The organism is Thermococcus radiotolerans (assembly GCF_002214565.1).
In the GTDB taxonomy this organism is placed as follows: domain Archaea; phylum Methanobacteriota_B; class Thermococci; order Thermococcales; family Thermococcaceae; genus Thermococcus; species Thermococcus radiotolerans.
In genome coordinates, this window is sequence record NZ_CP015106.1 from 923,790 (window position 1) to 948,509 (window position 24,720).

Below are 24,720 nucleotides of genomic sequence, written 5' to 3' on the forward strand. Positions count from 1 at the left end.
TAACACCAACAAGAGTAAGGGGGATCAGCATGCCGGGGACTTCAAGGAAGGGAGAGTTGCTGACGGCAGGGGGAATATCACTCTTCACACTAGTTCTTGCGGTCATGACGCTCCCCTCAAGGACCATAACCTACGACGGGGCGCTCTACATCGACATAGCCAGGAACCTCCTCCACGGGATAACGAACTACACGTACCAGGGCACCTACATGATGTACCGCCCGCCCGTTTACGTCTACACCCTGGCCGTGCTCTTCAGGTTTTTCTCGCCGGAACACCATGTGACAATCGCCCGGTTGGTGTCGGCGGTTTTCTACTCGCTGACCGCCGGCCTCGTGTACCTCTTCGCCGTCAGGATGTGGAATGACAGCGTTAAGGCCACCCTGGCTGCCGCGCTGTACATCTTCAACCCCCTGGCATTCGCGATGGGGACCAGGGAGCTCGTTCACAGCGAGTTCACCTTCTTCTACACCCTCGCGGTGTACCTCCTCTACACGGGGAAGAAAAATCAGGCTCCCCTGAGGATATACCTGTCCTTCGTGGTTGCGGGGATAGCGATACTCACCAGGTACACGGGTCTGTCAATAATCGGGGTTATGGTGGCGTACCTGTACCTGACCGAGCACTGGGAATGGGCAAAGAAGAGGGAGTACCCCCTCGGCTTCGCCCTGCTGGCGATAACGCTCCTTCCCTGGCTGTACATGGGGCACCTCCACTACGGTGGAGCCTTCAAACCCTTCAGCGTTGCAACCCAGTACGTGACCAACGCGCCCCCCGTATCGGCCTTTGACTACATCGGAATGCTCGTCAACACAATCGGGGTAATCGCCCTACTGGCAGCAATAGGATTCATCCTGCTCAAGAAAGACGAAGAGGGTTGGCTCCTGATTAGCTGGCTCTTCGTTGGTCTGCTCGGCATAATGACCGTGACCCACAAGGAGGAGAGGTTTATAACCTTCCTCTCACCCGCCCTGGCACTCCTCGCTGCCCACGGGCTGTGGGGAATCTCGAAGGCACTCTCAGAGGCCACCAAAGCTGTGGAATACAAAAGGCACGTTGCTGTTCTGCTCCTGGTGCTCTTCCTGGTGCCCATCTGCAGGGACGCCTCGGCCCTCAAGGGCGACTGGGACGAGCAGGGGGCAATCTACGTGGAGGTTTTTGAGTACGCCTCGGAGAACTATCCCGCGGACTGGCTGCTGGTTTCGCAGAAAATGTATACAATGGCCGGCCTCTACTATCCGAACGCAACCATTCAGGTAATAATGGACGTCCCTCAGGTGAGGGAGCGCATCTCCGAGGGCCGCTACGACGTCATAGTCCGCATGAAATCGGACCCTGCGCTTAACATAGAGAGCAGCGGAAACTACAGGATTGCGAGGGAATTCCAAAACGGGGACTTTATTGTTTACGTTAGAAAGTTTTAGGGAACCCTTATTCCCCTAATGGACACATTTGCCTTCTTTTTCATTCCTGTACGCCAGAGAACAGCCTTGGATAGTTAATTTTAAATATGAACCCTCGATATATCACCCGCAGTAAACGATTGTGGAGGGATTCGCATGAGCGAATACAAATTTATAAAGTGGTTTGAGGAACTCGGAAAGGGCGACGTCGCTCTTGTTGGCGGAAAGGGTGCCAACCTTGGAGAAATGACCAACGCCGGTATTCCGGTTCCGCCCGGCTTCTGCGTCACCGCCGAGGCCTACAAGTACTTCGTCGAGAACGTCAAGCTCGAGGATGGTAAGACCCTCCAGGAGTGGATTATGGGCGTCATCGCCGAGACCAACGTTGATGACTCCAAGCAGCTCCAGGAGAACACCGCTAAGATCAGACAGAAGATAATTGAGCTCCCGATGCTCCCGGAGATCGCCGAGGAGATTGAGAAGGCTTACAAGGAGCTCTCCCAGAGGTTCAACAAGGACGCCGTTTACGTTGCCGTTCGCTCTTCTGCCACCGCTGAGGACCTTCCTGAGGCCAGCTTCGCCGGCCAGCAGGAGACCTACCTCGACGTCTACGGCGTTGACGACGTCATAGACAAGGTCAAGAAGTGCTGGGCCAGCCTCTGGACTGCCCGCGCTACCTTCTACAGGGCCAAGCAGGGCTTCGACCACAGCAAGGTCTACCTCTCAGCTGTCGTCCAGAAGATGGTCAACAGCGAGACCAGCGGTGTCATGTTCACCGCCAACCCGGTCACCAACGACAGGAACGAGATAATGATCAACGCCGCCTGGGGCCTCGGTGAGGCCGTCGTCAGCGGCAGCGTTTCCCCGGACGAGTACATCGTCGAGAAGGGCACCTGGAAGATAAAGGAGAAGTACATCGCCAAGAAGGAAGTCATGGTCGTCCGCAACCCGGAGACCGGCAAGGGTACCATCTACGTCAAGGTCGCCGACTTCCTCGGTCCCGAGTACGTTGAGAAGCAGGTTCTCACCGAGGAGCAGATCATCGAGGTCGCCAAGATCGGTGCCAAGATCGAGGAGCACTACGGCTGGCCGCAGGACATCGAGTGGGCCTACGACAAGGACGACGGCAAGCTCTACATCGTCCAGAGCAGGCCGATCACCACCCTCAAGGAGGAGGTCAAGACCGAGGAGGCCGAGATGACCGAGGAGATGAAGGTTCTCCTCAAGGGTCTCGGAGCCTCGCCGGGCATCGGTGCCGGTAAGGTTGTCGTCATCTTCGACGCCAGCGAGATCGACAAGGTCAAGGAGGGCGACGTTCTCGTTACCACCATGACCAACCCGGACATGGTTCCGGCCATGAAGAGGGCTTCCGCTATCGTCACCGACGAGGGCGGAAGGACCTGCCACGCCGCCATCGTCAGCAGGGAGCTCGGTATCCCTGCCGTCGTCGGTACCAAGGAGGCCACCAAGGTCCTCAAGGATGGCATGCTCGTCACCGTCGACGGTACCAGGGGTGTCGTCTACGAGGGCATAGTCAAGAGCCTCGTCAAGAAGGAGGAGGAAGAGAAGGCCGCCGGCCAGGTCGTCGTTGCCGGTGCCCCGCTCGTTACAGCGACCGAGGTCAAGGTCAACGTCTCCATGCCCGAGGTTGCCGAGCGCGCCGCAGCCACCGGCGCCGACGGTGTCGGTCTCCTTCGCGCTGAGCACATGATCCTCGGCATAGGCGCCCACCCGATCAAATTCATCAGGGAGGGCAAGGAGGAGGAGCTCATCGAGAAGCTCGTCGAGGGTATCAGGACCGTCGTCGAGGCCTTCTACCCGAGGCGCGTCTGGTACAGGACCCTCGACGCCCCGACCAACGAGTTCCGTGAGCTTCCGGGCGGAGAAGAGGAGCCCGAAGAGAGGAACCCGATGCTCGGCTGGAGAGGAATCAGGCGCGGTCTCGACCAGCCGGAGCTTCTCAGGGCCGAGTTCAAGGCCATTAAGAGGCTCGTTGACGAGGGCTACGACAACATCGGCGTCATGCTCCCGCTCGTCAGCCACCCGGAGCAGGTCAGGAGGGCCAAGGAGATCGCCCTTGAGGTCGGCCTCGTTCCGCACAAGGACGTCGAGTGGGGCGTCATGATCGAGACCCCAGCGAGTGCCCTCATCATCGAGGACCTCATCAAGGAGGGCATCGACTTCATCAGCTTCGGTACCAACGACCTCACCCAGTACACCCTCGCCATCGACAGGGACAACGAGAGGGTCTTCAAGCTCTACGACGAGAAGCACCCGGCAGTGCTCAAGCTCATCGAGAACGTCATCAAGACCTGCAAGAAGTACGGCGTCGAGACCAGCATCTGCGGCCAGGCCGGCAGCGACCCGAAGATGGTCAAGCTCCTCGTCAGGCTCGGCATCGACAGCGTCAGCGCCAACCCGGACGCCGTCGAGCTCGTCAGGAAGACCGTCGCCAGGGAAGAGGCCAGGCTCAGGCTCGAGGCCGCCAGGAAGGCTCTCTTCGAGTGAGCTTTCTTCCCTTTTCTCTTCGTTTCTACCGTTTACTACGACTTCAACGGAGTTTCTCCAGGTAAATGGAGAAGCTCTGGTCGCTGGCTCTTTTATCCACAATAAACTTTTTATACCAACGTTTCGATAGCCGTCTCAATGAGGAGCGACAAAGTAGAGGCAATGCGCGACCAGATCGTCAGTGGACCGATAGTGAAAACGCTCATAGTGCTAGCCTATCCTTTAATCATAAACCAGCTCGTCCAGGTTCTCTACAACCTCACCGACACATACTGGCTCGGGAAGCTCGGAAGGGAGGAACTAGCCGCTCCGGGAACGGCGTGGCCCCTCGTCTGGTTCTTTATGGCGATAGGCATGGGGTTTGCTACAGCGGGCTTCGCCTTTGTCAGCCAGTACGTCGGAGCGAGGGAGTACGAAAAGGCAAACCGCGCCGCGGGGGCACTCTACTCCCTCATGATGTTCTTCGCCATCGGTGTTGGGATATTCGGAGTTATCTCCGCCCCGTACCTCCTCCAGTTCATGAACGTGAGCGAGACCGTTTACCCCTACGCACTCGACTACACCCGCGTCATCTTCGCCGGGATACCCTTTGCCTTCACGCTCTTTGCCTTCAACTTCCTCCTGAGGGCCATAGGCGACACCAAAACACCGGTTAAGATAAACATAGCCACTGTGCTTCTCAATCTGGTCCTGGACCCGTTCTTCATCTTTGGCTGGGCGGGCTTTCCGGAGCTCGGGGTCGTCGGTGCTGCCGTAGCCACGATGCTCTCCAATAGCCTGGGTTCGGTCGTTGGCGGTTACCTCCTCTTCAAGGGAAAGGTTGGAATACACCTTACGCTTGAGGGCCTGAAGCCGGACTGGGAGTTCTACAAGCGCATCTTCCGCGTCGGCATACCCTCAAGTGTTGGTTCGTCAACCACAGCCCTTGGCTTCGTCATACTCACGAGGATAATCTTCACCCTCGGTGGTCAGTTCGGTGAGGCAGATGTGGCCTTCGCGACCTATTCGATAACCAACAGGCTCACCAACTTCATGTTCGCCTTCTCGGACGGCATAAGCATGGCTATGGGCACTATGGTCGGCCAGACGGTTGGTGCGAAGCTCTACGAGAGGGCCAAGACCATAGCCGAGAAGACGATGGCGATAAACTTCGCCATCCTGAGCGTCGGAACGCTCCTCTTCGCCCTCTTCCGCGTCGAGATATTCAGCTTCTTCATCAAGGACCCAGCGATAATAGCGGAGAGCGCCAAGGTCGTTAAGTACTTCTCCGCATCGCTGCCGTTTTTCGGCATCTTCTCGGCGGTGAACAACGTCTTCCAGAGTTCCGGCCACACCAAGAAGAGCATGGTGCTGAGCATGTTCCGTCTCTGGGGGCTGAGGCTCCCCCTCAGCTACGGCCTTGGAATCCTCGTGAAGGACACGGCCGGGATGTGGCTGGGGATGGGCCTGAGCAACGTTCTCGGCGCGGTTGTTGCGCTCGCTTGGTTCCTGACCGGAAGCTGGATGAGTCGCATCATAGAGGAGAAGGGGTAACTTTATATATCACCGTTTCGATTGCGGTCTGATAGCACATGAGGGGCGAGAAAATCCAGAGGATGCGTGAGGAGATACTGACTGGGCCCATAGAGAAAACCCTTCTCGTTCTGGCGGGTCCGCTTATCGTTAACAACCTAGTCCAGGTTGTCTATAACATCACGGACACATTTTGGCTAGGTAAACTCGGGAGGGAAGCGCTCTCGGCCCCCGGCGTCACCTGGCCGATAATCGGAACCCTCATGGCGCTGGGCATGGGTTTCACGACGGCGGGCTTCGCCTTCGTCGGGCAGTACATCGGGGCGGGGGAGTACAAGAAGGCCAACCGCTCGGCTGGGGCCCTTTACTCACTCATGCTGTTCTTCGCGACGGCAACTGCCATAATCGGAACGCTCCTCTTACCTTACGCCCTGCACTTCATGAAGGTCAGCGAGAACGTCTATCCATACTCGCTCACCTACGCGACGATAATATTCCTCGGCATTCCCTTCTCCTTCACCTTCATGGCCTTCGGGGCCCTCGTAAGGGCGACTGGAGACACGAAGACGCCCGTCAAGATAACCCTCCTCACGGTGGCAATAAACATAATCCTCGACCCAATCCTGATATTCGGCTGGCTCGGCTTCCCTGAGCTGGGCGTTGCCGGAGCCGCCATAGCGACGGTTTTTGCCAACTCGGTAGGAGCTTTCATTGGCCTCTACCTCCTCTTCACAGATAGAGTTGGACTGAGCCTGAGCCTTGAGAGCCTCAAGCCCGATTTTGAGTTCTACAAGAAGATATTCAAGGTCGGCCTGCCGTCGAGCATCGGACAGTCGGCGAACAGCTTCGGCTTCGTCATCCTCACGAGGATAATCTTCGGCTTCGGCGATGTCACCTACGCCGCCTACGTTATAACCACCAGGCTGGTTAACTTCCTCACGAGCATCTCGCGCGGCATAAGCATGGCAATGGGAACGATGATAGCCCAGAACGTTGGGGCGGAGAACTACGAAAGGGCCAAGAGGATAGCCGAGAGGACGATGGCCATAAACTTCACAATAGCGAGCCTTGCGATACTGATAATCGGGGTCTTCTGCGTCGAGATATTCCGCGTGTTCCTCAACGACCCGGCTGTGATCAAGGAGAGCGAGGTCGTTCTCAAGTACTTCCTCATCTCGGTGCCCTTCTTCAACGGAATCTTCATAGTCGTGAACAGAACCTTCAGCTCCGCCGGCCACACCAAGAAGAGCATGGCCCTCGGGATATTCCGCCTCTGGGGCCTAAGGATTCCGCTCAGCTATGCCTTCGGTTACATAGGAGCCATCACCGTCCTTGGAATCACCATACCCCTGGCCGAACTCTTCAACTTCACGAGCAAGGGAGTGTTCTTCGGAATGGGAATGAGCAACTTTATAGCCGCGATAGTCGCCCTCGCCTGGTTCCTGCGCGGAACATGGATGAGACGGATAATCGAGGAGAAAGCAAAAACCGAGCCCGAGAAGGCCACGGCTTGACAGCCGGAAGGCTAATAAACCCTTCCCCCGACCCACCACCGGTGAGAGCGATGATAGAGGACAAGCGGTGGAAGGGTGTTTACTCCTTTGAGGACTCCCCGTTCATCATGGAGATTCTGACGGAGCTGAGGGACGAGAAAACGGGGCCAATACCGTTCAGAAAGGGACTCGTCAAGCTCGGCCGCTACATGGCCTACGAGCTGACCAAGACGATGGAGGTCGAAAGGGTTCCGATAAAAACGCCGCTTGAGGAGACAACCGGAACGATAGTCAAGGACAGGCGAAACGTCGTCATAATCACCGTTCTCCGCGCGGCGATACCCCTCATGGAGGGCCTCATCAAGGTCCTCGACCATGCCCGCGTTGGTATCGTTTCGGCCTCCCGCGGAAAGGCGCCGAAGTTCGAGATAGAGATGAGGTACGTCAAGGTGCCGCAGATAAGGGAGGAGGACACCGTCATCGTAGCAGACCCAATGATAGCAACCGGTTCAACGCTCATCAAGGTTCTCGAAGAGGTCAAGAAGTACGGAAAGGCCAAGCGCTACGTCATAGTTGGAGTTCTCGCGGCCCCCGAGGGAATAAGTAGGATAAAGGAAGCCCACCCGGACGTTGAGATGTTTGTGGCGGCCATAGACAGGGAGCTCAACGACCACGGCTACATCCTGCCCGGCCTTGGAGACGCCGGCGACAGGGCCTTCGGTGCGCCGATTAAGGTTTGAGGTCCCCCCTTTCCGTTTTCTCCGCGCGGGGACGTTAAATTTATAAGCCAGCCTTTTGTTATTCTTTTTGAAACCCGCAGTGCGCGGGGGTTGCCGAGCCTGGTCAAAGGCGGTGGACTCAAGATCCACTCCCGCAGGGGTTCAGGGGTTCAAATCCCCTCCCCCGCACCACAACGAAAGACAAGGGGGCTCCGCCCCCTTATCTCTCTGTACTCTCAAACCCCCATAGTGGGGCTACGCCCCACAACCCCGTTTCTCTTTAAACTACTGGGGGGCTAACGCCCCCACACCCCCAGAAATTTTCTTGTGCAAAGTTTCATCAAAGATTGTAGCGCCTTTTCAAAATTCCGAGTTTCTCATGTGATTTCTCTCCTTGATGGTGCATTTGGGGGTGGAGAACCTGTGGATTGCTTCTTTTGGTATGGATTTGCTTTTAAATCGACGCCAGAAGGGCGTCAAGAGAAGTAAACCCCTTGTTAAAGCCGTTTGAGAGTGTTCTCATATAGGAAAGCAGGTTTTATGAGTGTTGGGACAATCCTTGTAGTGGACTTTCTGTAAGGAGCTACTAACTTTTGGTACGTCCTTAACGGACAGCGGAAAGAATACGTACGATTATGACGTACTTGAACAAGAGTCAAAACGAAGCCTGCAGAAAATGAAAAACTTCAGCGCTCCAGCTTCTTGACACCGTCCTTGGTGCCAACGAGGACTATGTCGGCTATGTCCGCAAAGATGCCGTTCTCCACGACGCCCGGAATGTTGTTGAGCTCTATCTCAAGGTCGAGCGGGTCGTCTATGCGGTGGAATCTGGCGTCGAGGATGAAGTTGCCGTTGTCCGTAACAACCGGCCCGTCCTTCTTGCTCGCCATCCTGAGCTCTGCCGTTGCGTTGAAGACCTCTATCTCCTCGGCTATGGCGCGCCAAGCTGCCGGAATCACCTCGATGGGAACCGGCATCCTCTGGCCAAGCCTCTCCACGAGCTTGCCCTCGTCAACGAGAACGAGGAACGTTCCGGCGCGGTACTCGATTATCTTCTCCATGGTGAGCGCCGCACCGCGGCCCTTGATGAGGTTGAGGTGCGGGTCAACCTCGTCGGCGCCGTCAACGGCGATGTCAATCGCATCCACCTCGTCCAGACCAACTACCGGAACGCCGTTCTCAAGGGCGAGGAGCCTGGCCTGGTAGGAGGTGGGAACACCGTAGACGTCCTCGAGCTCCTCCTCCATTATGAGCTTGCCGAGGTACTCGATGAAGTAAGCGGTGGTGGAGCCTGTGCCGAGGCCGACTATCATGTCGTCCTCGATGAACTTCAACGCCTCCTTAGCGACGGCCCTCTTGAATTCCTCCATAGGCTCACCCCATCACCGTTCCGTTCTGCGTGAGTTGATACAGCAGGCTCTGGTTTGAGTAGAACTGGGGCTGGAAGCTGACCATCAGAGTGTAGCTGAGCATGGTGAAGTATAACCAGAACAGGAACCAGCCAAAGAAGGCCTTCCTGAGTATAAGACGCTCCTCCTCGATGTCGGGCGGCAGCTCCTTTATGATGGCCATGACTACCTTATCGATGACCAGGAACATGGCGACGCCTATCATCCAGCCGTACTGAAACTTCGCGGCGGCGATGCCACTGACCAGGCCACAGATGAGTCCCCAGAGGTAAACTGAGAGTGAAAACTTGTGTTCAATTGCCAGCTCCACGTTCTTCACCTACGCTTAGCTTTAAAAAGACCTTTTAAAACCTTTCCGTTACTCGGACAGTGTCTCCAGGAACTTGCGGCCCTTATCCGTCAGCCTGTAGTAGACGCGCCTGCCCTTTCTGTGGGATTCATCTATCAAACCCAGACTTTCAAGCTCGCGGAGGTGCTGGTAAACCGCCTGGTACTTCAGGGGCTTCTCAAGGGCCTCCCATATCTCGTAGCCGTACATGACCCTCTCGCTGAGGAGCCTCAGGATGTCGAGCTTCGTTCCCCCTATGCTGAACTTCTCCCTGGTCTCGGAGTAGTGCCCCTTGAGACCTGAGCTGGTCACAATGAGCGCTATCCTGTCGTCCCTCTCAAAGTAGCCCTCCTCCGCCAGCTTGAGCAGGGCGGGAACTATCACCGCCGAAGCGTATTCCGCGAAGACCCCCTCACCGGCGAGCAGTCTCTGCCCGAGGTCAAGCTCATCCTCGCCGACCATCACCGCGGTTCCATCGGTCTCGTGTATGGCCCGGAGTGCGAGCTCCTTCATCACGGGGTTCTTCACGTAGAGCGCCAGCGCCTTGGTCGGCTCCGCCCTCGGCTCGACGCCCAGGATTTCGCTCGCTATGGGGGAACACTTCTCGGCCTGAACGGCGATAAGTTTTGGCATCTCCTCGATGGCCCCTATCTCCATGAGCTCAACGAACCCCTTGTAGATGCTGTAGAGGTTGCTCCCGCTGCCGGTCGGAACCACCACGTGGGTCGGGTTCAGCTCCTCCCAGAGCTCAAAGGCGAGTGTCTTCTGCCCCTCAAGGCCGATGATGTTGCTCTCTGGCGTTACGTTGTAGAGCCCTTTCCCCTCGGCCAATCCCTCCGCGTAGCTTATGCCCTCATCAACGCTCTCGCCGTAGCGTATAACCTTGGCACCAAAGGCCACTATCTGGTTGAGCTTTCCGGATTCTATCAATCTGGGCACGACGGTGTACGCATCGACACCCGCCCTCGCGGAGTAAGCAGCCAGGGAAGCGGCCGCGTTTCCGTTGCTCGCAACCACGAAGCCGTTCTCGGCGTAGGGGAGACCGTAGGAAAGGGCGACCGTGATGAGCCTGTCGCGGAAGGAGCCCGTGGGGTTCCGGGTCTCGTCCTTGATGAATACGTTCAATCCCAGCTCTTCGCCAAGTTTTGCCTTCAGAAGGGGCGTTCCGCCCTCGTTCAGACTGATGACTTTCCTCACATCGGGGAGAAGCTCACGGTACCTCCAGACACCGGGTTTCCGGTCCCTCCAAGCAGAAACGTCCACGTTATCGTAGTCGTAGGTTATTCCAAGGGGTTCACCGCAGGAGCAGGTTAGGGGAATAAGGGAGGAATAGAGCCTCCCGCAGCTTGGACAGCGAACCTGCATCGGGCATCACTTCAGCCTTATGGCGTCGAGGTTGTTAGGTGCCCTCGTCGACAGGCCGAACTTCTTGTGGATGCTGGTGCTCAGGTCGAGGCACTTGTGGGGCTCGCCGTGGACGGTTATGACGCGCTCGGGCCTGGGCCTCAGCCTCGCTATGTAGCTTATCAGCTCCCTCCTGTCGGCGTGACCGGAGAAGCCGTCTATGGTGTGGACCTCCATATTGACTTTGACGACCTCGGTCTTTCCGCCCTCTCCAACTAGCGGTATCTCCCTCAAGCCCCTCTGAACCTGCCTTCCGAGGGTTCCCTCGGCCTGGTAGCTGACGAATATCATGCTGTTCTTCGGGTCGGGGGCGAGCTGCTTGAAGTACTCGACGCTCGGTCCACCGACGAGCATGCCCGATGTCGCTATGATTATCGCGGGCTCTCCGCTGTCTATGATGTCCTGCCTCTCACGGCTGTTGGCGACGGGCTTGAATATCGGGTTGAGGAACGGGTTGTAGCCCTCGTGGAATATCTGCTCGCGGAGGTGCCTGCTGAGGTACTCCGGGTAGGCCGTGTGGATTGCCGTAGCTTCCCATATCATTCCATCGAGGTAGATTGGCACCTCTATGCCGCCAACGCGGGCGTACTCTTCGAGGACCATCATTATCTCCTGGGCCCTACCGACCGCCATAGCAGGAATCAGAACCTTGCCCTTCCTCCTTATCGTCTGGTGGATAACCTCTATCAGGCGCTTCTCAGCTTCTTCACGCGGCATCTGGTAGTCGTTGCTTCCTCCGTAGGTGGACTCCATGACGAGCGTCTCAAGCCTCGGGAATCTGCTCACAGCGGGCTCGAAGAGCCTCGTCGGAATGAACTTGAAGTCGCCGGTTATGGCTATGTTGTGGAGACCGTTGCCTATGTGGAGGTGGACGATGGACGAGCCGAGAATGTGACCTGCGTTGTGGAGGGTAAGCCTCATGTCTGGGGCTATGTCCCTGACCTCGCCGTAGTCGAGTGTTATGGTATGCTTGATGACCTCCTTGATGTCCCTCGGGCGGTACAACGGCTCAACGCCGTTCATCTGCTGTATTTCGATGAAGTCCTGCTGGAGAAGCACCATCAGGTCCCTGGTCGGGGGAGTGGTGTATATCGGCCCGTCGAAGAGCTTGTAGCGGAAGAGGTACGGCAGCATTCCGCTGTGGTCGAGGTGAGCGTGGGTTATGATGATGGCGTCAAGCAGGCCGGCATCGAGGACGTACCTAAACTCCGGCGCCTCAAAGTGTGGAAAGGCCTTCTTGGGATCCCTGAGTGCAGCTATGTTAACGCCGAAGTCAACGAGAACATAGCTCTCGTTGGTTTGGACAAGGAGCGCACTCCTTCCAACCTCACGGAAGCCTCCAAGACCGGTGATTCTAATCCACTCACTCTTCAGCTCGGGCTTGCGGTAGATGTTCCGCCCAACCTGCCTGAGGAACTTCCTCCTGTCCTTCGCCTCGGCCTGGAGTATCTGCCTTATGGAGTAGATGGTCTGGCTCTGGAGGGGGGGAGTCCTTATGACCCTGGGGGCCCAGTGAACCCTCTGGGTTATGAGCCTCAGGGTTTCGCCGTTCTTTCCTATAACCAGACCCGGCTTCTTGGCCTCTATGAGGACCTCTCCAACTGATGGGTCAAAGCTCACATTGGTTATCTCTGCCTCCGGTGGAACGAGCTGCTTTATCATTTCCTCGGCCTTTTCCGGCGGAAGAAGAACCTCCGGGTCAGGGCGGACGCTGATGCGCTTCTTGAGCACCTTAGCAAGGTTCTTGATGAGCTCCCCGTCCTGCATTATGGCCTCGGGGTTCTTGACGTATATGACCAGCTCCGGCCCCTCGAACTCGACGTCGGTTATCCTGGCCTCCCTGGGGACCATCTGACTTATAACGGCCTTTATGTCCCGTAATATGTCATCAACGAAAGTTTCTCTCCTTATCAAAGTCACCACCTCACTTTAGAAGAGCCTCTATCTCCTCCTTGCTCAGCTCCCTGTAGCCGTCCTTTGTCACGGTAACGAGGGTTATTCCCTCCCCGGTGAAAACATCACGCCTTGTGGCGGCTTTTATCGCCCGGAGGGCAAGTTTTATGCCCTCTTCCAGCTTAATGTCCTCGGTGTAGCTATCCTCCAGAACCGCGAAGGCAAACTCCATTCCAGAGCCCGCGGCGGTGAACTTATCCTCTGTAATGCCCCCGGCCATGTCTATCGAGTACAGCCCGGGCTTCTCGTCGTGGCCGGCTATGAGAAACCAGCCGAAGTACGGCATGAACCTGCTGCCGTGAAGGATGTTAGAAGTCAGCGTAGCAAGGGCCTTCACGCTCATTTCATACCCAACCTTCGCCCTGTACAGCTTGGCCTCGGCCCTCAGAAGCCTAACGAGCGAGAGTATGTCTCCAACGCTCCCCGCACCGGCCAAGGCCAGGTGGTCGTCTATCTGGAACACCTTGGTAACGCTCTCTGAAAGCACCATGTTGCCGAGCGATGCTCTCCTGTCCGCCGCTAGGACGACGCCGTCCTTACATACAATGCCGACCGTAGTCGTTCCCTTTAGCTTTTCAGCCAATTACAACACCCCTGCTGGTATGTTTTTAGAATAGAAGAACCTCTACAACGCCAGTTTAGGGGAATAGTATTTAAAGGTTTCGTCCGAAGTGTACGTTTAGACACAGTGGGGTGGTATGATGAAGGAAGTTATCCTGCTCACCGGGCCGCCGCTCAACGGACGGGACGAGTACATAACCGAGGCGCTGAAGCTCGCTGACGGGGAGAGCTACGCCTACTACCACGTCTTCGACTACATCAGGGAGGTCGGAAAGGAGCTGGGCGTCAAGATAACGAGGAAGAACGTTCTCGACTTCGCCATAAGCCACCAGGATTTGATGAACGAGATACGGGACGAGGCTTTCAATAGAATAAGAAAGGAAATAGACGAGAGTGATAGAGGCTTTCATCTCGTTTCAACCCCGAGCCTCTTCCGCTGGGGAAGCGGAAGCGTCATCGGGTTCACAACCAGCAATCTGAAGCTTCTGAGGCCAAACCGCGTGATAATAGTCCTCGACGACGTCCTCTCGGTCAGACGGCGCATCATCAACGACCCGGAGTGGTTCGAGCGCTTCGGCGAGAACCCAGAGAACATCAAGCTGACGACCCTCGTTATGTGGCGCGAGGATGCCATAAACCACGTCAAAACCCTGATACATGAGCTGAAGAAGGAAGGCATCGAGGTCCGCTATATCCTCCAGTTCGGCATAAGGCACCCTTACCATGTCTTTCTTGATCTGATATTCCACGAGGCCGAGAAGCCCCTCGTATACCTCAGCTACCCAATGACCGGCCACGAGGAGGAGTACTACCACCGCGTTAGGGATTTCTACAACAAACTGAGCGGGCACTTCACGGTTCTCGATCCTGGGGCACTGGATGACTGGTGGGTGGTCGCCGAGTACGACGCCCAGGTCAACAGGGACCCCTCGATAACGCGCATCAGAATCAAACACCTCCTGGACGGTGAACAGGTGGAGGAGCTTGACAGGGAGGACATAGAGCAGGCCACGGACATACTGAGGCGCCAGCTCGTCGAGAGGGACTTCAACCTCGTCGACGTTAGCAAGGCCATAGCGGTTTACCACTACGCGGAAGGCGTTTCCGCCGGCGTTATCAGCGAGATGGCCGAGGCGTACAGGACTCTGGCGGCGATATATCTCTACTACCCGTTCAAGAGACGGCCGAGCCCGTTCATGGAGTTCTACGGCATGCAGAACCCATCGCGGAGGACAATGTTCAAGGATGAGGACGAGATGATAAGGGCGATGATTGAGGAGAAGGAATACTGGGCGAAGGTGTGAGGGGATGGAGAAGAAGACAGAGGAAGGGCTCGAGATTGAGCTCATAGGCTTTCGCACCTTCTTCCATGAATTTTTGAGGGTCCTCTACTACGTCAAAAGCATTCTCCTCGGCCTCTTTACGATAATAGTGGTCTTCGGGGTGATGCTCTCCCTCCAGGAATCCCTGAGCATCGGGGACGGAATATACTTCGCCTTCATATCCGCCTTCACCGTCGGCTACGGGGACATAACCCCCACAACACCTGTGTCAAAGCTCCTCTGCGCCCTCGTGCTGCCGATACTGGGAATGATAATGACGGGAATAATGGTCGCAGCCGCGATGCAGGCGATATCGAGGCTCTACCAGGGGAGGGTCAAAAAGGCTTAGAATCTCTTCTCATTAATTCTCAGACGAACAGAAACGAATAGAAAAGGGGAGAAGAAATCACTTCTTCACCCATCCGCGGTGTTTCATGGCGTCGTAGACCCTCTGGACGGCGACGACGTAGGCGGCATCCCTCATTGGGATGGCCTTCTCCTTGTGGGTGTTGTAGACGTCCCAGAAGGCCTTGGTCATCTTGTCATCGAGCCTCTTCCTGGTCTCCTCGACGGTCCAGTAGAAGCCGTTGATGTTCTGGACCCACTCGAAGTAGCTGACGGTAACACCGCCGGCGTTACAGAGGAAGTCCGGTATGATGAGGACGCCCTTCTCGTGGAGGATCTCGTCGGCCTCCGGGGTGGTCGGACCGTTGGCGAGCTCGGCGACGATCTTGGCCTTGATCTTGTCGGCGTTGTCCTTGGTTATAACACCCTCGATGGCGCTCGGGGCGAGGACGTCGACCTCGAGCTCGAGGAGCTCCTCGTTGGTGATGTTGGTCGCACCTGGGAAGTCCTTGACTGAGCCGTGCTCCCTCTTCCACTTGAGGACCTCGTCGGCGTTGAGGCCGTCCGGGTTGTAGATGCCGCCCTTGCTGTCGCTGACGGCGACGACCTTCATGCCGTACTCCTCGCTCATGATCTTGGCCATGAAGTAGCCGGCGTTACCGTAACCCTGGATGGCGATGGTCTTGCCCTTGAGGTCCATACCGAGGGCCTTGGCGGCTTCCCTGACGGTGAAGCTGGCACCTCTGGCGGTGGCGTCCATCCTGGCGACGATACCGCCAACTCCGGGCGGCTTGCCGGTGATGACACCGAAGCTCGGGCCCTTCCTCCTGCTGATGACCTCGTACTCGTCCATCATCCAGGCCATGATCTGCGGGTTGGTGTAAACGTCCGGGGCCGGGATGTCAGTCCACGGGCTAATGACGTCGTAGATGGCCCTTATGTAGTTCCTGGCGAGCCTCTCCTTCTCCCTGTCGGAGAGCTCCTTCGGGTTGACTATGATACCACCCTTACCTCCACCGTAGGGGAGGTCAACGACGGCAACTTTCCAGGTCATCCAGGTGGCGAGGGCCTTAACGGTGCTGAGGGTCTCGGCCGGGTGCCACCTTATACCGCCCTTAGTCGGACCGCGGGCCCAGTTGTGCTGAACGCGGAAACCGGTGAAAACCTTAACAGAACCGTCGTCCATCTCAAGCGGGACGGTAACTTCCACAATCCTCATGGGCTTCTTGAGCCACTCAAGGGCCTCTTCGCTTATGTCCATGAACTGGGCAGCCCTCTCGAGCTGCTTAACGGCCATCTCAAACGGGTCAATCTCGACCATCTTTACCACCTCGGGTTTCGGTAATTTGCGATAGGCTCTTAGGCATTTGCATATATAAACCTTTCGATAAAGGAGGCCGGAGAACGGTTAATTTTAAACAAAAAGTTATATATGGAAATTTTCGACGAAAAGAAAAACCCTCCCAAAATCTTCGGGCAAAAAGAGGGATGTACATCCAAGATTTTCTATACATCGACGCACATAAAAAAGCACCGTTGAATATAAATGCATGAAACGATATTGAAACGGGCGCCCTCAGCGAGAAGTCGGTCATCATCCCTTCAGATCACTCGCGTTCCAATCATCGGGCACCATTACAATTGTAATCGCCTTCAGTTAAATATTTTGGCGGGTATTGTCGGAAGAAGGTTCGTCATTTTGCATTATTTTGGTCTTTTGATTGTCATAATGTCAAAAAGGCGTTTACCCCCTATTAACGTATTAAAAAAATGACGAGGGCGTGGTTACCTTGGTTTAACGCTTGAGTAAATCGTCTTTTGTCGAAAAAAGCTATTAGAAAGCTTTTTATAGAATGCCTTGCCTTATACATAATGCCCCGGCGCAGTACACGGGGTACTAAAGCCCATACATTTAAGAACGGGGGTGAATTGTGTGGAACAAAGAGATCAATGGGCTACAAAGATCGGTTTGATTTTAGCGATGGCAGGCAACGCCATCGGTCTTGGTAACTTCTGGAGGTTCCCGTACCAGCTCGCCAGTAACGGTGGCGGAGCGTTCATGATACCGTACTTCATAGCGCTGTTCTTCCTGGGTATCCCAGTGATGTGGATTGAGTGGACCACAGGAAGGTACGGCGGTAAGTACGGACACGGTACCATCGGACCCATGTTCTACCTGATGGCCAGGGAAAGCCTGAAGCCCAAGACAGCGTTGATATTCGGTATTATCGGCGGAATGCTGGCGTTTTCAGTCGCTTCGCTGCTGAGCTCGTACTACTACCAGATCATTGGTTGGTCAGCAGCCTATACCTACTACAGCCTCACGGGAGCCTACTTCGGTAAAGACACAGTGCAGTTCTTCGTTGACTACGTCTCCAACACAGGTGCGGTCATAACCTTCTGGGGACTGACAATGGTTATCCTCGGAATAGCGGTTGGACAGGGTGTCAGCAAGGGTATTGAGCGCTGGGTCAAGGTTATGATGCCCCTCCTGTACGTGTTCGCTATACTCCTGGTTATTAGGGCACTTACCCTTGGCTCACCAGTGAAACCGGAATGGAGCGCTATTAAGGGTCTCGAGTACATCTGGAAGCCAAACTTCGAGGTACTAAGCCAGAACTTCTTCAAGATCAGCCTGGCAGCGGCAGGACAGATATTCTTCACGCTGTCCCTCGGTATGGGTATCATCCACAACTACGCCAGCTACCTCGGTCCTGAGGACGACGTTGCCCTCAGCGGTCTCGCGACGGTCTCACTCAACGAGTTCGCAGAGGTCATCCTCGGTGGTTCGCTCGCTATCCCAATAGCCTTCGCCTACCTCGGTCCCGAGCAGGCCGTCAAGAGCGGTGTCGGTCTGGCCTACATGGCCCTACCCAACGTCTTCATGCACATGCCTGGAGGACAGATATTCGGTGCCATGTGGTTCCTGCTCCTCTGGTTCGCAGGATTCACCTCAGCCATAGCAACATACAACTACCTCGTCGCTATGATCGAAGAGGACATTCACATCGACAGGAAGATCGGAACCTGGCTGGTCTTCATATTCCTGTTCCTGCTTGGACTACCCGTTGCCCTTGACAGCAGCCTCGTCTACCTCAGCGAGCTCGATATGTGGGTCGGCAGCTACTTCCTGGTACTGCTCGGTCTCTTTGACGTCATCGTTGCAGTATGGCTCTTCAAGCCAGACAACTTCTGGGAGGAGCTCCACAAGGGTGCCTTCATCAACGTGCCCAGCTGGTTCAAGCCAATAATGGTCTTCATAGCACCGCTCTTCATGATAATCCTCCTCGGAGGAAACACCTGGGACTACTACAAGATGGGTGCACTCAGCTTCCACGTTTCCAAGGCTTACGTTGAAGGTGTCCTTGGAGGAGCCTACCCAGATGCAGTGCCGATCGTCATGAGGGCGAGGATAGTTATCCTCGTGATAATCATCATCGGTGCCATTGAGGCATACATGGCCATCAAGAAGAAGTACGGTGAGGAGCTTGCAAAGAACGAGGTGCTAATAAAGCTCTGAGGTGGTGAAGATGGACACAGGCGCACTTGCATTCCTGGTATTTGCATGGGGCACGATATTCATCATGATGTACTGGAGCATTACCAAGCTCCTACACCATGAGAAACAGCAAAAGGCTTAAAGCCTTCTTTTCTTTTACATTTGGGAGGTGCGGTTTAATGAGGAGTTCAGAGATTCTGCGAGATGTTGCACAGACATTAGAGGATGTTGAAAAAAGAATAAACTCACTCAAAGCTCTTTCGGACAAGAACAAACAGAAAGCTCTCCGGCTCCTCAATGAAGCCAAGAGGAATTTTCTAGAACTCGCCGATAACCTCGAAGTGGACAACGAGGAGCTGGCCAACTTCTTCCTGAAGAGGGCAGTCAAGCTCAAGAACAACACAAACGACAAGTACATCGAGAAGGTTGGCGAGAAGGAGTACATGAAGGACGTCACCGCGATGAACAAGTACTCCAAGGTTGCGCCGTACGATTTCGCTGGCGAGGTCAAGGTTCTCCGCCGGGCGTACTTTGCGTTCCTCGCGGGAATGATCCCGTTCTACATCGTCTCGGGCATATTTGGCCCGATGTACGCGTTCACCGCGCTGATACTGATAATACCCACGCTCCTGGCGATGCTAAGCCTGAGAAAGAGGGGCAACCTTGGCCTGATGCTCTCGTTCGCCGTGATGCCCATTCCGATGGTCATGGGGGCGTTCTCGATAAGGTATGCAATCTACGCGTTTAACGACCCGAATGAGCTAGCCAGAATAGCGGAGGCCTTTGGAAGGAGCATATCGTTCGCCCAGGGGATCGTAGCACTCATAGGCACTCTCGGAGCTGCCACGCTGATCCTGCTCGGGTACGCAAGCTACATGCTCTACAAGCACAGGCACGCTTTCCTCTAAAAAAGAAAGCCCTCAGTAGAGGGCTTCGTTTCCCCTCTCCCCCGTTCTTATCCTGATCGCGTCTTCCACGGGGATTACGAATATCTTCCCGTCTCCTGGTGTTCCGCTCCTCGCGTTCCTGATGATAACGTCAATCACCTTCTCAAGGTCTCTGTCCTTCACGACGATCTCGATCTTCATCTTCGGAAGAAGGTCGTAGGGCGGAACGCCTCCCTGAACGCCCCTCCCCTGTACAGGATAGACCGTCAGGGGCACGATGCCTATCTGCTTGAGGGCGCTCTTCACGCGGTCGAAATCGTTTCCCCTAATAATCGCCTCAACCTTTTTCATGGCAACCACATAGATAGTTTGTAGAAACTCCAGAAAAGACTTTCGAAATGGAACAAAAGGAAAATTCAAGAAACCTGTGCCAGGAACTTTCTCAGCCTTTTGGGCGAAATGCGCGTTTTTCTGGCCAGTTCATCAATGTCCACCATCTTGAGGTCTTCGATGCTATGAACCCCGGCTCGCTGGAGCTTTGCCAGTGTTTTTGGCCCGATGCCCTTTATCCTCAGGAGGTCGCTCTCGACTCTGCCGGGTTTTCCCTTCTTCCACGTCCGGGGCTTTCTGGATTCCTCCGGGCTGGGCCTCTTCACCTTTCTGGGGGACTTAACGGCAATCTCCTTAACGACCTCGGTGGCGTACGCCCTCTCCGGAAGCTCCTCCCTCGGCCGTTCAACTGGTCCTTCACCCCTTTCGGGCGGAACCTCGGACGGTTCGACGTACTCCTGAACATCAGGGGGACTTTCGCTCACGTAGCTACCGACAATCACCGGTCTGAATGCGTTGTCCCTTTCCTCGAGCTCCTCGAGGAGCTTAACGTCGAAGTCTCCGGTTTTGATGTACCTCACCAGCTCGTTGGCCAGCCTGTGGAAGTCCCTGCTGTGCACCAGAATCCTCCTCTTCCCGTAATCCCTCGCCTGGCCGGTCGTTATGAGGAACTGCCAGTCGCTGGCTTCGAGTATCAGCAACTCCCTCGCAAGCTGTTCGAGGATTCTATCGGCGGTTCTGTCCCTTCCGTAGTACGCACTCGCCAGCGCCACCATTCTCTCCTCGGCTCTGTAGACGTGCCCCCACGTCCATTCGGTCTCCTCGTTCCACCAGGTCGAGTGGTCCGCGTTGGCACCCCACGATCCCTCCGGGAGCTCAATCTCATACCTCTCGCCGGTGTAGCCCTCAAGATAGGAGGAGAGCATTGTGGTGACGATTCCCCTTTCCGCCATCAGCTCAAGAACCCTTCCGAGCCACTTGACGCCCTCGAACCACCAGTGGCCGAAGAGTTCCGTGTCGTAGGGCGAGACGATTATGCCCTTCTCCCCGAATCTCTCCTCGAACTCACCCAGCAGCCTCTCCGCCAACGAGACGAAGTGCCTCGCGTGCTCCTCGACCCGCTCCATGGCCTTCTCCGGGTCGTAGAACTCCTTCTCGCCGAGGTCAACGTTTTTCCCCGTTACGCGCCAGTACTGGCCGCCACTTTTTTCGGCCTTCCTGTGGAACTCCCTGTACCAGAAGTCGCCGGGATAGCCGTAGTGCGCGCTCCAGACCTGGTGGCCCGTTTCCCTGTTGCGGGCAAAGACTGCCACCCGAGAACCCTTGATCCAGTAGGGCCTCAGCGTGCTCTTCTCTCCCTTGTAGAGCGGAATCTCGCCGTAGCCCTTCGTCACCGGACCCTCGTCGATCAGGTTGCTCTCCACGAAGAAGTACTCGATGCCGAACTCCTCCAGGAATTTCTCTATGCCCTGCCTCTCAACCTTCCTCCCGTCCGGCAGTTCCCACTCCCCCGCCGGCCGGTAGGCGCATTCGGGCAGCCATATTCCCCTCGGCCTCCTGCCGAAGTGTTTCTCGTAGGTAGCTATTCCATTGGCGAGCTGGGCCCTTATCGCCTCATCCCTTCCGAGGAGCGGCAGGTAGCCGTGCGTTGCCGCGGAGGCTATCACCTCGATGTATCCCGCGTCCTGGAACTCGCGGAACTTTCCTACGATGTCGCCGTTTATGGCCCTCCAGTAGTCGTAGACCTTCCTGAAGTGGTTCAGGGAGGCCCTAACTGCCCTCTCGTCGTACTTGCCCGATTTCAGGTCTTCCTCTGTGGTCTCAATCTTCCGTGTTAGGTACCTCTCGAACTCGGCCTTGATGTAATCGTCGGCCAGCTGCTCGGCCAGGACGGGGGTTATGTTTATCACGAGCTGGAACCTCACCCCGGAGGAGCGGAGGCGCTCGAACTCCATGAGGAGGGGCAGGTAAGTTTCACTCATGGCCTCGTAGAGCCATTCCTCCCCGAAGGGCCATTTGCCGTGCTTCCGGACGTAGGGGAGATGGGTGTGGAGGACGAACGTGAAGTAGCCTTTCATTCTGTATCACCGGGAGTGTTATCGCACTCGGAGTATTTAACCTTATCCGGAACAGAGTTGGCCCCGTGAACACTTGCGAACACCGGTTAGGTTTAAAGGGGAGAGGAACAATCCGTGAGGGGTGAGAGGATGAAGGAAGAGATGAGCAGCGTGGATATCCGCTACATCGTGAGGGAACTGCAGTCCCTAGTTGGCTCTCGCGTTGATAAGATTTACCACGATGGCGATGAGATTAGGATAAAGCTCAGGACGAAGGAGGGGAGGCAGGATTTAATCCTCCAGGCAGGGAAGCGCTTCCATGTGACGACGTACGTGAAGGAGGCTCCGAAGCAGCCGTCGAGCTTCACCATGCTCCTCAGGAAGCACCTCAGCGGCGGGTTCATAGACGCGATAGAGCAGCACGGCTTCGACAGGATAGTGAAGATCCGCGTTGGGGACTACACCCTTGTCGGCGAGCTCTTCCGGAGGGGAAACGTGATACTCGTGGACGGGGAGAACAGAATCGTTGCGGCGTTACGCTACGAGGAGTACAAGGACAGAAGGATAATGCCGAAGGCGGAATACCGGTATCCCCCCGCCAGGGAGAACCCGCTCGAGGTAACGCGGGAGAGGTTCATCGAGCTGATGAGGGAGGATGAAGAGCTCGAGCTCGTGCGCGCTTTAGCCAGAAAGCTCAACATGGGCGGAATGTACGCGGAGGAGATTTCCATCAGGGCCGGCTTCGACAAGACGACCCCTGTCAAGGAGCTGAGCGACGACGACCTGCTGAGGGTCTACGAGGCAATGATGAACACGTTCAACGATGAGCCGAGGCCCAACATAGTCCTCAAGGACGGGAACATGCACGACGTCGTTCCGATAGAGCTGAGAATCTACGAGGGGTTCGAGAAGCGCTATTTTAAAACCTTCAGCGAGGCCCTCGACGAGTACTTTGGAAAGATAACCCTGGAGAAGGCGAGGGTCGAGCAGACGAAGAGGCTCGAAGCCAAGAAGAGGCAGCTCCTCATGACGCTCAGGAAGCAGGAAGAGATGCTCAAGGGCTTCGAGGAGGGGGCAAAGGCCAACCAGGAAATAGGGGACCTGATCTACGCGAACTACGCCCTCATAGAGAGGCTTTTGGAGGAGTTCAGGAAAGCCACGGAGACCCTCGGCTGGAACGAGTTCAAGAAGAGGATAGAGGAGGGCAAGAGGGCCGGCAACAGGGTCGCGCTCATGGTGAAGGGAACCGACCCGAAGGAAAAAGCCGTGACGATAGAGCTTGAGGGGAAGAAGGTCAGGCTGTACCTCAACAGGAGCATAGGCGAGAACGCCGAGCTCTACTACGAGAAGGCCAAGAAGTTCAGGCACAAGCACGAGGGAGCGCTTAAGGCCTATGAGGACACGAAGAGAAAGCTGGACGAGATAGAGAGGCTCATCGAGGAGGAGCTTAAGAAGGAGCTCAGCGTTAAGAGGATAGAGAGGAGAAAGAAGAAGTGGTTCGAGAAGTTCCGCTGGTTCGTCTCAAGCGAGGGCTTCCTTGTTCTAGCTGGTAAAGACGCCGGCACCAACGAGATTCTCATAAAGCGGCACATGGACGATAACGACCTCTACTGTCACGCCGACGTTTACGGCGCTCCCCACGTCGTCATCAAGGACGGCCAGAAGGCCGGAGAAAAGACGATCTTCGAGGCCTGTCAGTTCGCGGTTTCGATGAGCAAGGCATGGAGCAGGGGCGTTTACAGCGAGGACGCATACTGGGCGCATCCGAACCAGGTCACCAAGCAGACACCGAGCGGTGAATATCTTGGCAAGGGTGCCTTCATGGTCTACGGCAAGAGGAACTGGCTCCACGGGCTTCCGCTCAAGCTCGCCGTCGGCGTAATCAACTACGAGGGCGAGGACTTCGTCGTCTGTGCGCCCATCGAGGCCATAAAAGCCCACACTGACAGGTACATCGTAATCCATCCCGGTCAGCTCAGGAAGAGCGAGCTGGTGAAGAGGATAAAGCGCATCCTCGAAAAGTGGGGCTACAAGGTAAGGGAAGAGGACATCATGTCAGCCCTGCCGCCCGGGAATGGCGAGATAGTCGAGGTCGTTGGCTAGAGCTTTTCGCCGCCCGCGACCACGAAGCCTATTACAAAGCTGAGCAGGGCTATAACGTAGCCCTCCGCCAGGATTCCGAAGTAGCCGGAGCCGTAGACGTACCATGAGACCACGGTGAAGACGAACATCCCGACGGTGCCGATTCCGGGCCCGAGCCTGCCGCCCAGGACTCCGAAGAGCACCGCCACGAGGATCATGAATATCCCCGCAAAGAACGCTATGAAGGTGAACATGCCCGCGGTGCTGTTGGGGTTGAGCCACCAGAAGGCCCCCTCGAACCCGCTCGGGATGGTCAGGACTTCGCGGAGGATGCCGATGAAGGTTATCTCTCCGCCGTCAAAGCGGAACCACGGCAGGGCGAAGGAGAGCACGACCAGCAGGGATGAGAGGAAGGAAAAGAGCCTCACCTTCGCCACCTCTCAAATTTTATCAAACCAGTTCCCTCCCGGTGGTCGTCATCACGAGCTTCCCGTGCTTTACCCCCTTCAGGCTTATCAGCCTCTCGGCTATCTCCTTTATCCTTGTGGCCTTGCCCTTGACCACGACGACCTCGAGGCAGTTGTGTTCGTCCATGTGGACATGGAGGCTTGAAATTATCTCGTCAACGTAGTCGTGCTGGAGATCGAGGAGCTCCTTCACGACGTCAGCCTCGTCGTGGTTGTAAACTATCGTGATTGTACCGGCAACGTCCCGGTCTCCCTCCTCCCACTCGTGTCTGACTATGAAGTCCCGCATCATGTCCCTTATTGCCTCGCTCCTGTTGACGTAGCCCTTCTCCTCGATTATACGGTCGAACCTTTCGAGCAGCTCATCCGGAACCGATACACCGAAGCGAGTGATCTTCATGACATCACCGTAATCTCTTTGGACGTCATCGTTAAAAACGT

At 56.0% G+C, this 24,720-nt stretch carries 20 protein-coding genes and 1 tRNA gene; 11 read left to right on the forward strand and 10 right to left on the reverse strand.

Going from position 1 to position 24,720, the window contains the following annotated elements; translation table 11 throughout:
• The first annotated feature begins 29 nt into the window (after window positions 1-29).
• From A3L10_RS04995 to A3L10_RS05020, 6 genes are all read left to right on the forward strand, one after another.
• The gene (locus A3L10_RS04995; protein WP_088866658.1) at window positions 30-1,424 is read left to right on the forward strand and encodes an ArnT family glycosyltransferase; all 1,395 of its coding nucleotides are present in this window, start codon (window positions 30-32) and stop codon (window positions 1,422-1,424) included.
• A 135-nt stretch (window positions 1,425-1,559) separates the two neighbouring features.
• The gene (ppsA, locus tag A3L10_RS05000) at window positions 1,560-3,911 is read left to right on the forward strand and encodes a phosphoenolpyruvate synthase (RefSeq protein WP_088866659.1); all 2,352 of its coding nucleotides are present in this window, start codon (window positions 1,560-1,562) and stop codon (window positions 3,909-3,911) included.
• Between the two features lie 138 nt (window positions 3,912-4,049).
• A complete protein-coding gene (locus tag A3L10_RS05005) occupies window positions 4,050-5,444 on the forward strand; it encodes an MATE family efflux transporter (RefSeq protein ID WP_088866660.1) in 1,395 nt (464 codons plus the stop codon).
• Between the two features lie 38 nt (window positions 5,445-5,482).
• On the forward strand, window positions 5,483-6,937 hold the full coding sequence (locus tag A3L10_RS05010; RefSeq protein ID WP_088866661.1) for an MATE family efflux transporter: 1,455 nt from the start codon (window positions 5,483-5,485) through the stop codon (window positions 6,935-6,937).
• Between the two features lie 50 nt (window positions 6,938-6,987).
• The gene (upp, locus tag A3L10_RS05015) at window positions 6,988-7,656 is read left to right on the forward strand and encodes a uracil phosphoribosyltransferase (RefSeq protein WP_088866662.1); all 669 of its coding nucleotides are present in this window, start codon (window positions 6,988-6,990) and stop codon (window positions 7,654-7,656) included.
• 83 nt (window positions 7,657-7,739) lie between these two features.
• Window positions 7,740-7,827: transfer RNA gene (locus tag A3L10_RS05020), tRNA-Leu, on the forward strand.
• 494 nt (window positions 7,828-8,321) lie between these two features.
• Here the strand turns inward: A3L10_RS05020 and rpiA are convergent.
• Genes rpiA through psmB form a run of 5 tightly spaced genes read right to left on the reverse strand, consistent with a single transcriptional unit; the run spans window position 8,322 to window position 13,312 of the window.
• Window positions 8,322-9,005 carry a ribose-5-phosphate isomerase RpiA gene (gene rpiA, locus A3L10_RS05025; protein WP_088866663.1) on the reverse strand — a complete coding sequence of 228 codons (684 nt, stop codon included), beginning with the start codon at window positions 9,003-9,005 and terminating at the stop codon, window positions 8,322-8,324.
• Between the two features lie 4 nt (window positions 9,006-9,009).
• Complete coding sequence (locus tag A3L10_RS05030; protein WP_335755147.1) at window positions 9,010-9,363, reverse strand: hypothetical protein; 354 nt, start codon at window positions 9,361-9,363, stop codon at window positions 9,010-9,012.
• Window positions 9,364-9,402: 39 nt separating this feature from the next.
• Window positions 9,403-10,737 (reverse strand): pyridoxal-phosphate dependent enzyme, encoded by a 1,335-nt coding sequence (locus A3L10_RS05035; RefSeq protein ID WP_088866665.1) that lies wholly within the window; start codon window positions 10,735-10,737, stop codon window positions 9,403-9,405.
• Window positions 10,738-10,743: 6 nt separating this feature from the next.
• A complete protein-coding gene (locus A3L10_RS05040) occupies window positions 10,744-12,690 on the reverse strand; it encodes a beta-CASP ribonuclease aCPSF1 (RefSeq protein WP_088179929.1) in 1,947 nt (648 codons plus the stop codon).
• 10 nt (window positions 12,691-12,700) lie between these two features.
• Window positions 12,701-13,312 carry an archaeal proteasome endopeptidase complex subunit beta gene (gene psmB, locus A3L10_RS05045; RefSeq protein ID WP_088866666.1) on the reverse strand — a complete coding sequence of 204 codons (612 nt, stop codon included), beginning with the start codon at window positions 13,310-13,312 and terminating at the stop codon, window positions 12,701-12,703.
• A 118-nt stretch (window positions 13,313-13,430) separates the two neighbouring features.
• Here psmB and A3L10_RS05050 point away from each other — a divergent pair, with 118 nt between their 5' ends.
• Window positions 13,431-14,594 (forward strand): hypothetical protein, encoded by a 1,164-nt coding sequence (locus A3L10_RS05050; RefSeq protein ID WP_088866667.1) that lies wholly within the window; start codon window positions 13,431-13,433, stop codon window positions 14,592-14,594.
• A 4-nt stretch (window positions 14,595-14,598) separates the two neighbouring features.
• The gene (locus A3L10_RS05055; RefSeq protein ID WP_088866668.1) at window positions 14,599-14,961 is read left to right on the forward strand and encodes a potassium channel family protein; all 363 of its coding nucleotides are present in this window, start codon (window positions 14,599-14,601) and stop codon (window positions 14,959-14,961) included.
• Window positions 14,962-15,018: 57 nt separating this feature from the next.
• Here A3L10_RS05055 and gdhA read toward each other — a convergent pair whose 3' ends face one another.
• Window positions 15,019-16,278 (reverse strand): glutamate dehydrogenase, encoded by a 1,260-nt coding sequence (gene gdhA, locus A3L10_RS05060; RefSeq protein ID WP_088866669.1) that lies wholly within the window; start codon window positions 16,276-16,278, stop codon window positions 15,019-15,021.
• A gap of 612 nt (window positions 16,279-16,890) precedes the next feature.
• On the opposite strand from gdhA, the gene A3L10_RS05065 reads away from it, so the two are divergent.
• Together A3L10_RS05065 and A3L10_RS05070 are read left to right on the forward strand one after the other, a co-directional pair.
• Window positions 16,891-18,477 carry a sodium-dependent transporter gene (locus A3L10_RS05065; RefSeq protein WP_088866670.1) on the forward strand — a complete coding sequence of 529 codons (1,587 nt, stop codon included), beginning with the start codon at window positions 16,891-16,893 and terminating at the stop codon, window positions 18,475-18,477.
• A gap of 158 nt (window positions 18,478-18,635) precedes the next feature.
• Window positions 18,636-19,364 carry an alpha-glucosidase gene (locus tag A3L10_RS05070; RefSeq protein WP_088866671.1) on the forward strand — a complete coding sequence of 243 codons (729 nt, stop codon included), beginning with the start codon at window positions 18,636-18,638 and terminating at the stop codon, window positions 19,362-19,364.
• Window positions 19,365-19,376: 12 nt separating this feature from the next.
• On the opposite strand, the gene A3L10_RS05075 is transcribed toward A3L10_RS05070, so the two are convergent.
• Together A3L10_RS05075 and A3L10_RS05080 are read right to left on the reverse strand one after the other, a co-directional pair.
• A complete protein-coding gene (locus tag A3L10_RS05075; protein ID WP_088866672.1) occupies window positions 19,377-19,694 on the reverse strand; it encodes a P-II family nitrogen regulator in 318 nt (105 codons plus the stop codon).
• Between the two features lie 65 nt (window positions 19,695-19,759).
• Window positions 19,760-21,751 (reverse strand): 1,4-alpha-glucan branching protein, encoded by a 1,992-nt coding sequence (locus A3L10_RS05080; protein ID WP_088866673.1) that lies wholly within the window; start codon window positions 21,749-21,751, stop codon window positions 19,760-19,762.
• A gap of 129 nt (window positions 21,752-21,880) precedes the next feature.
• On the opposite strand from A3L10_RS05080, the gene rqcH reads away from it, so the two are divergent.
• Complete coding sequence (gene rqcH / locus A3L10_RS05085; protein WP_088866674.1) at window positions 21,881-23,833, forward strand: ribosome rescue protein RqcH; 1,953 nt, start codon at window positions 21,881-21,883, stop codon at window positions 23,831-23,833.
• On the opposite strand, the gene A3L10_RS05090 is transcribed toward rqcH, so the two are convergent.
• Together A3L10_RS05090 and nikR are read right to left on the reverse strand one after the other, a co-directional pair.
• On the reverse strand, window positions 23,830-24,240 hold the full coding sequence (locus A3L10_RS05090) for a hypothetical protein (protein ID WP_014012472.1): 411 nt from the start codon (window positions 24,238-24,240) through the stop codon (window positions 23,830-23,832). The genes rqcH and A3L10_RS05090 overlap by 4 nt on opposite strands.
• 22 nt (window positions 24,241-24,262) lie before the next feature.
• Complete coding sequence (gene nikR, locus A3L10_RS05095; protein WP_014012473.1) at window positions 24,263-24,679, reverse strand: nickel-responsive transcriptional regulator NikR; 417 nt, start codon at window positions 24,677-24,679, stop codon at window positions 24,263-24,265.
• Window positions 24,680-24,720 lie beyond the last annotated feature (41 nt).

Excerpts from the sequence above, each read along its gene's own strand:
- A3L10_RS05080 (WP_088866673.1), bottom strand. The coding sequence starts at position 21,751 with ATGAAAGGCTACTTCACGTTCGTCCTCCACACCCATCTCCCCTACGTC.
- A3L10_RS05075 (WP_088866672.1), bottom strand. The coding sequence starts at position 19,694 with ATGAAAAAGGTTGAGGCGATTATTAGGGGAAACGATTTCGACCGCGTG.
- A3L10_RS04995 (WP_088866658.1), top strand. The coding sequence starts at position 30 with ATGCCGGGGACTTCAAGGAAGGGAGAGTTGCTGACGGCAGGGGGAATA.
- upp (WP_088866662.1), top strand. The coding sequence starts at position 6,988 with ATGATAGAGGACAAGCGGTGGAAGGGTGTTTACTCCTTTGAGGACTCC.
- A3L10_RS05055 (WP_088866668.1), top strand. The coding sequence starts at position 14,599 with ATGGAGAAGAAGACAGAGGAAGGGCTCGAGATTGAGCTCATAGGCTTT.
- A3L10_RS05035 (WP_088866665.1), bottom strand. The coding sequence starts at position 10,737 with ATGCAGGTTCGCTGTCCAAGCTGCGGGAGGCTCTATTCCTCCCTTATT.
- ppsA (WP_088866659.1), top strand. The coding sequence starts at position 1,560 with ATGAGCGAATACAAATTTATAAAGTGGTTTGAGGAACTCGGAAAGGGC.
- rpiA (WP_088866663.1), bottom strand. The coding sequence starts at position 9,005 with ATGGAGGAATTCAAGAGGGCCGTCGCTAAGGAGGCGTTGAAGTTCATC.
- rqcH (WP_088866674.1), top strand. The coding sequence starts at position 21,881 with ATGAAGGAAGAGATGAGCAGCGTGGATATCCGCTACATCGTGAGGGAA.
- A3L10_RS05005 (WP_088866660.1), top strand. The coding sequence starts at position 4,050 with ATGAGGAGCGACAAAGTAGAGGCAATGCGCGACCAGATCGTCAGTGGA.
- gdhA (WP_088866669.1), bottom strand. The coding sequence starts at position 16,278 with ATGGTCGAGATTGACCCGTTTGAGATGGCCGTTAAGCAGCTCGAGAGG.
- A3L10_RS05010 (WP_088866661.1), top strand. The coding sequence starts at position 5,483 with ATGAGGGGCGAGAAAATCCAGAGGATGCGTGAGGAGATACTGACTGGG.
- A3L10_RS05070 (WP_088866671.1), top strand. The coding sequence starts at position 18,636 with ATGAGGAGTTCAGAGATTCTGCGAGATGTTGCACAGACATTAGAGGAT.
- nikR (WP_014012473.1), bottom strand. The coding sequence starts at position 24,679 with ATGAAGATCACTCGCTTCGGTGTATCGGTTCCGGATGAGCTGCTCGAA.
- A3L10_RS05050 (WP_088866667.1), top strand. The coding sequence starts at position 13,431 with ATGAAGGAAGTTATCCTGCTCACCGGGCCGCCGCTCAACGGACGGGAC.